Source organism: Variovorax sp. P4_D9 (genome assembly GCF_056401695.1).
On sequence record NZ_JBFUIU010000612.1, the window covers coordinates 1 to 5,410 of the forward strand.

5 protein-coding genes and 1 pseudogene are annotated in these 5,410 nt (G+C 68.1%); 3 read left to right on the forward strand and 3 right to left on the reverse strand.

What is annotated here, in order from left to right:
• From AC1DY5_RS40445 to AC1DY5_RS40455, 3 genes are all read right to left on the reverse strand, one after another.
• The coding region (locus tag AC1DY5_RS40445) for a hypothetical protein (protein WP_478120075.1) at positions 1-232 on the reverse strand (232 nt) is incomplete at its 3' end.
• Positions 233-392: 160 nt separating this feature from the next.
• Entirely contained in the window at positions 393-812 is a 420-nt protein-coding gene (locus AC1DY5_RS40450; protein ID WP_478120076.1) for a universal stress protein, read from the reverse strand.
• Between the two features lie 287 nt (positions 813-1,099).
• Positions 1,100-2,086 carry a DHHA1 domain-containing protein gene (locus AC1DY5_RS40455; protein ID WP_478120077.1) on the reverse strand — a complete coding sequence of 329 codons (987 nt, stop codon included), beginning with the start codon at positions 2,084-2,086 and terminating at the stop codon, positions 1,100-1,102.
• A gap of 170 nt (positions 2,087-2,256) precedes the next feature.
• Here AC1DY5_RS40455 and lon point away from each other — a divergent pair, with 170 nt between their 5' ends.
• From lon to AC1DY5_RS40470, 3 genes and pseudogenes are all read left to right on the forward strand, one after another.
• Entirely contained in the window at positions 2,257-4,701 is a 2,445-nt protein-coding gene (lon, locus tag AC1DY5_RS40460) for an endopeptidase La (protein WP_478120078.1), read from the forward strand.
• Between the two features lie 25 nt (positions 4,702-4,726).
• Positions 4,727-5,122 (forward strand): CBS domain-containing protein, encoded by a 396-nt coding sequence (locus AC1DY5_RS40465; protein WP_478120079.1) that lies wholly within the window; start codon positions 4,727-4,729, stop codon positions 5,120-5,122.
• Positions 5,119-5,410 (forward strand): annotated as a pseudogene (locus AC1DY5_RS40470) (murein L,D-transpeptidase); the annotation flags it as partial. The gene AC1DY5_RS40465 and the pseudogene AC1DY5_RS40470, both read left to right, overlap by 4 nt.

The following is a 5,410-nucleotide window of genomic DNA, read 5'->3' on the forward strand; positions in this document are numbered from 1 at the left end:
CAGCACCGTGATCTGCCGCCGCTCGCCACTTGGTCTTTGCCCGCCCAGGTCCAGAGGAACGCCACAGCCGCCGCAAAAACGCGCGCTCTCCGAATTCACAAAGGCGCACGAAGGGCAGATCAACGTCCACTCCCGGGCAACAGATCGGCACGCTGTCGCTCTCGCCAGGCGTCGGTTTCCTGGGCAAGAAGCGCGCAGGCCCGAGCGACGAGTTCGCGCGGATCGGGTTCAAGGGTGTCGGGAACAGCCGCAGCAGGGCCTGCCTGTTCACGCAGAACACGAGAGAACGGCGTACCTCCTAGGAAGTCCCTCCCTAATGGTCGCAGGAGGTGCATGAAAGCGACTTTACCGAAGATTACTGATTGATACTAGTTCTATCCAGAAATTAGTACTCATTTCACCACCAGGACCGGCACCGCGCACCGCGCCAGGACCTCGGTGGCGACCGATCCGAGCACCAGGCTCATGAGGGCGCCGTGGCCATGCGATGCCATGACCAGGAGATCGAAGCGGCCCGAGTCCGCGTACGACGCAATCTCGACGGCCGGATCCCCCACCCGGTGGACGAAGCACGCTTCGATCCCCAGCGCCTTCAGGTGGGCGCGAACGGGCTCCAGGACAATCCGGGCGTCGTCCTCGTAGAAGCCACGAACCGTGTCGGGAGCGGCGAATGCGGCCGCCCGATGGGGCAGCGCAGGCACGGCATGGAACACCGTGAAGCTGGCCTGGCGCCACAGATCCTTGTGCTTGCCGAGGTAGGAAAGCATGCGCTTGGTGTAGTCGCTGCCGTCCACTGCCAGCAGAATCTTCATGGGGTCTCCTCGGTGCTCAGCCTGCCGATGCTCGCTGCCGGTCGGGGCGATCGCATTGCGCCAGATCAATGCCCGATGCCGGCGGACATCCCGCCTCAGAGCCGGCGCACTTCCTCGAAGTCCGGCACGGTCACGGGCCAGCCATGGCAGATGTGCGCATGCGTCAGCAGCACCGCGGCGACGTCGCGGGTCAAGATCGTCCGGGTCGGCGGCGGCGCGACGCTGGGCACCTTCTACTGGTCCGCACAGCGGATTGACAACCCCAGGTGATGGCCGCGCGGCGCCCGTCAGATCTGCGTCTTGCGAGACCTCGCGCCGCCCCAGCGCGCCGTCGCGAAGGCGCAGACGAAGCGGGTCAGTTCCTCCGGCGGGAGGGCGTCGACGCCCGCGGCCCGCGCCCGTCCACCGCCACCGAATCGGCTGCAGAACTCGTGGGCACCCGACGGCGCCTCCAGCGGTGCGCGCACGCTCACCGCGTAGCCCTTGCCTTGCTGCTTGAGCACCGCATGCGCTCGCCGCGGATCGGCGTTCGCCAGTTCGTTGGCGACACAGCCGAGCACGCGACGACTCCACGGCGCGTCGGGCAGGACGTGCACGCTCCCGCCGTCGTCCTGCCAGGCCGGCGGCACATCGAGCGCCTGCCGCAGGTCGGCATGGCGTACGGCGTCGATCTCGTCGATCACCGACTCGTGCGCCAGCATGTCGAGCGGGTCCGGATAGCGCGCCATCAGCGCGTACAGGCGCTGCGGCGCGATGTGCACGTCACGCGCGTCGTCGCCGTAGGCGTTGTAGTTGATCGCCTCCCCGAGCCGCCGCAGCAACGCGCTAGTGCCGGGTTCGAAGCTGGCGTGGAGCGCCAGGCGATCGGCCACCGTCGCAAGGTTGTCGCCGTAGGCACCGACCATCGCCCAGGCCCGAAACGCGCCGCCCAGGTGCCGGTCGACCAGCAAGCTGGTGCAGACGTCGTCGGCGCAATCGATGTGAGGCTCGAACAACGGGTGCGAGGGGATGTCCTGCACCGCGTGGTGATCGAAATAGCGAACCCGCACGCCGGCAGCCAGCAGACGCTGCAGCGCCTCGCGATTGCGTGACAGCGACAGATCGAAGACGTTGACTTCGTCGCCCGCCTGGGCCTTGACCCGCTCGACCAGCGTGATCTCACGCTTCAGGCCCGTCAACATCTGGGCGGATGCTGGCTGGTGCAGCCGCCACTGCAGCGTCGCGCACAGGCCGTCGGCATCGCCATTGCAGACATCGAAGCGTCGAGCGGTCATTTTCTAAGCTTTGCGCAAGGCCCGCGGCGCAGCCTTGATTCAGCGCAAAATCGTAACCTACTAGCACACCCGCCGCACTGTCAACGCCGCTTGCGCACGATCAAGCCGCGGCCTCTCCGGCCGTTCTACCGTCGGCTTCATGCCCGCAGGTTCATGCAGGAGAGATCGCGATGACACAACCCGCTGCCTCCGACCCATCGACCCCACCCGGGCAGCCAYTTCTCGCACTGCCTCCGGACGTGGTGGCCTTGATTCCCATGCGCAACCTGGTGATGTTTCCGCACGTGCTGACAGCCGTCAGCCTGGGGCGAGACAAGTCGATCGCCGCGCTCAGGCACGCGCTCGAGGGCAGCACGCCGGTGGGCATCGTGCTGCAGAAGGAACCCGCCGACGACGACCCCGGCTTCGACGGGCTCTGTGCCGTCGGCACCCTCGCGCGGGTGGTCCACCATTTCGAGCCGGAGGAAGGGCAGCACCACGCGGTGTGCCAGGGCATCCAGCGCTTCCGGATGGTGGCCCCGGTCGAGGGCGCCCCTTTTCTCGCGGCAAGGATCACGCTCATCGAGGAGGTCGCCGACGAGTCGGCCGAGGTCGAGGCGCTGGCGCTCCAGCTGCGCGAGCGCGCCGTCGCGCTCATGTCCTTCCTGCCCAGCGTGCCGGCCGAGTTGGTGCACGCCCTGCAGACGACCCGCGGCCCCTCGGCGCTGGCCGACATCACGGCCAGCGTGATCGATGCCGAGGTGCGCGAGAAGCAGATGTTGCTCGAGACGATCGCGCCGGCCGAACGGGTCGCCCGGCTGCTGAAGCTGCTGGCGCACCGGCTCGAGGTCCTGCGCCTTTCGAAGGAAATCGGCGAGCGCACCAAGGAACAGCTGGATGACCACCAGCGCAAGTTCCTGCTGCGCGAGCAGATGAAGACGATCCAGAACGCGCTCGGCGAAGGCGGCGGCAACGCCGAGGACATGGCGCGGCTCGAGGAAGCGATCGCCAAGGCCGGCATGCCGGCCGACACGGAGGCGCACGCGCGCAAGGAGCTGGACCGGCTGCGCGGCATGCCTGACGCCTCGGGCGAGTATTCGATGCTGCGCACCTACCTCGAATGCCTGGTCGACCTGCCATGGACGATCGCGGCCGCGACGCCGATCGACCTGGCCGCCGCGCGCCGGACGCTGGAAGCCGATCACTTCGGCCTCGAAAAAGTGAAGCAGCGCATCCTCGAATTCCTGGCCGTGCGCAAGCTCAACCCCGAAGGCCGCGCGCCGATCCTCTGCTTCGTCGGGCCGCCGGGCGTCGGCAAGACCTCGCTCGGCCAGAGCATCGCACGGGCGATCCAGCGGCCCTTCGTCCGGGTGTCGCTCGGCGGCGTCCACGACGAGGCCGAGATCCGTGGCCATCGCCGGACCTACATCGGCGCCCTGCCCGGGACCATCGTTCAGGGTCTGCGGCGGGCCCACGCGCGCGACTGCGTCATGATGCTCGACGAAGTCGACAAGCTCGGCGCCAGCGCGCACGGCGACCCGTCCGCCGCGCTGCTCGAGGTGCTCGACCCGGAGCAGAACAACAGCTTCAGGGACAACTACCTCGGCGTGCCCTTCGACCTCAGCCGCGTCGTGTTTATCACCACGGCCAACGTGATCGACAACGTCCCGCCGCCCGTGCGCGACCGCATGGAGGTGATCGACCTGCCCGGCTACACGCAGGAGGAGAAGCTGCAGATCGCCAAGACCTACCTGGTGCTGCGCCAGCGCGAAGCCAACGGGTTGAAGGAGGGCCAGTGCGAACTGAGCTCCGCTGCGCTKCAGGCCATCATCGCCGACTACACCCGCGAGGCCGGCGTGCGCCAGCTCGAGCGGGAAATCGGCCGCACCATGCGCCATGCGGCGATGAAGGTGGCCGACGGGTCGGCCGCCGCGGTGCGCATCGACGCCGCCGACCTGGATGCCATTCTCGGCCCGGCCAGGTTCGAGCGCGAACTCGCCCTGCGCGCCAGCGTGACCGGGGTCGCCACCGGGCTGGCCTGGACCCCGGCCGGCGGCGACATCCTCTTCATCGAAGCCACGCGCGTGCCGGGAAAAGGCAAGCTGAGCCTCACCGGGCAACTGGGCGAGGTGATGAAGGAAAGCGCGCAGGCCGCGATCACCCTGGTCAAGGCCCGTGCCGTCGGCCTGGGCATTGCGGCCGTGAGCTTCGAGAACATCGACGTCCATCTGCACATCCCTGCCGGCGCGATCCCGAAGGACGGGCCGAGCGCCGGCGTCGCGATGTTCATCGCCCTGGCGTCGCTGTTCACCGACCGCCCGGTGCGGCACGACGTGGCGATGACCGGAGAGATCAGCCTCCGGGGCCTGGTACTGCCGATCGGCGGCGTCAAGGAGAAGGTGCTGGCGGCGCAGCGCGCCGGCATCGCGACCGTGCTGCTGCCCGCGCGCAACCTTAAGGATCTGCGCGAAGTGCCCGAGAGCGCACGCGCCACGATGCGCTTCGTCGCACTCGAAACCGTGGACGACGCCATGCGCGCCGCGGTGCTGGAAGCCGGCGCCGGTGGCATCGGCGCGGCCGGCTCGCTTGCGCCCGATCAAGCGCAGGCGCCCTCGTCCGAACTATTGTCGCCCTGAGGTGTCGAACCTAAGGAGCAATGTCATGAGCACCGTCATTTCTTCCCTGATGCGGCATCCGGTGATCAGCATCGCCATGGACGACAGCGTGGCGCAGGTGGAAGCGCTTCTGTCGAGCAGGCACCTGCAATGGGTTCCGGTGCTGGAGCCGCCGCGGGACGAGGTTATCGGCGTGATCAGCGCCACGGATCTGGTCGGATTCCACGCCCAGGGACGGGATGCCGCCACCACCCGCGCCTGGCAGATGTGCAGCTACAAGCCGATCGTCGTCGACGCGGAGACGCCGGTGGCAATGGTCGCGGGACTGATGATCGAGCGCGGGATCCATCACGTGATCGTGACCGATCGCAACGGTATTGCCGGCGTGGTTTCCTCGCTGGACTTCGTACGGACCTTCCTGCCGGCAACGGAACGGAATTGAAGCGCGCCCTGCTTTTCGCCCTGGCTTTCGGGCTGACCGCGGCCTGTGCGATGACCGGGCCGCTGGAACTTCGCGCCGCCTACAGCAACCAGGTCGACCGGCGGCTCGAGGTTCCGGCCGAGGAGACGCAGCGCTACGGCGCACTGGCACTCGACGCGCTGGCCGGCGCCGGCATCGAAACGGCCCCCGGCCAGTACCTTGCGCTGGTCGACCGCAGCCCGAGGGTCCAAGCCATCTTCATCTTCTGGCTGGCCGACGGCAGCGCACCCGAGCTGATCGGCGCTTCGC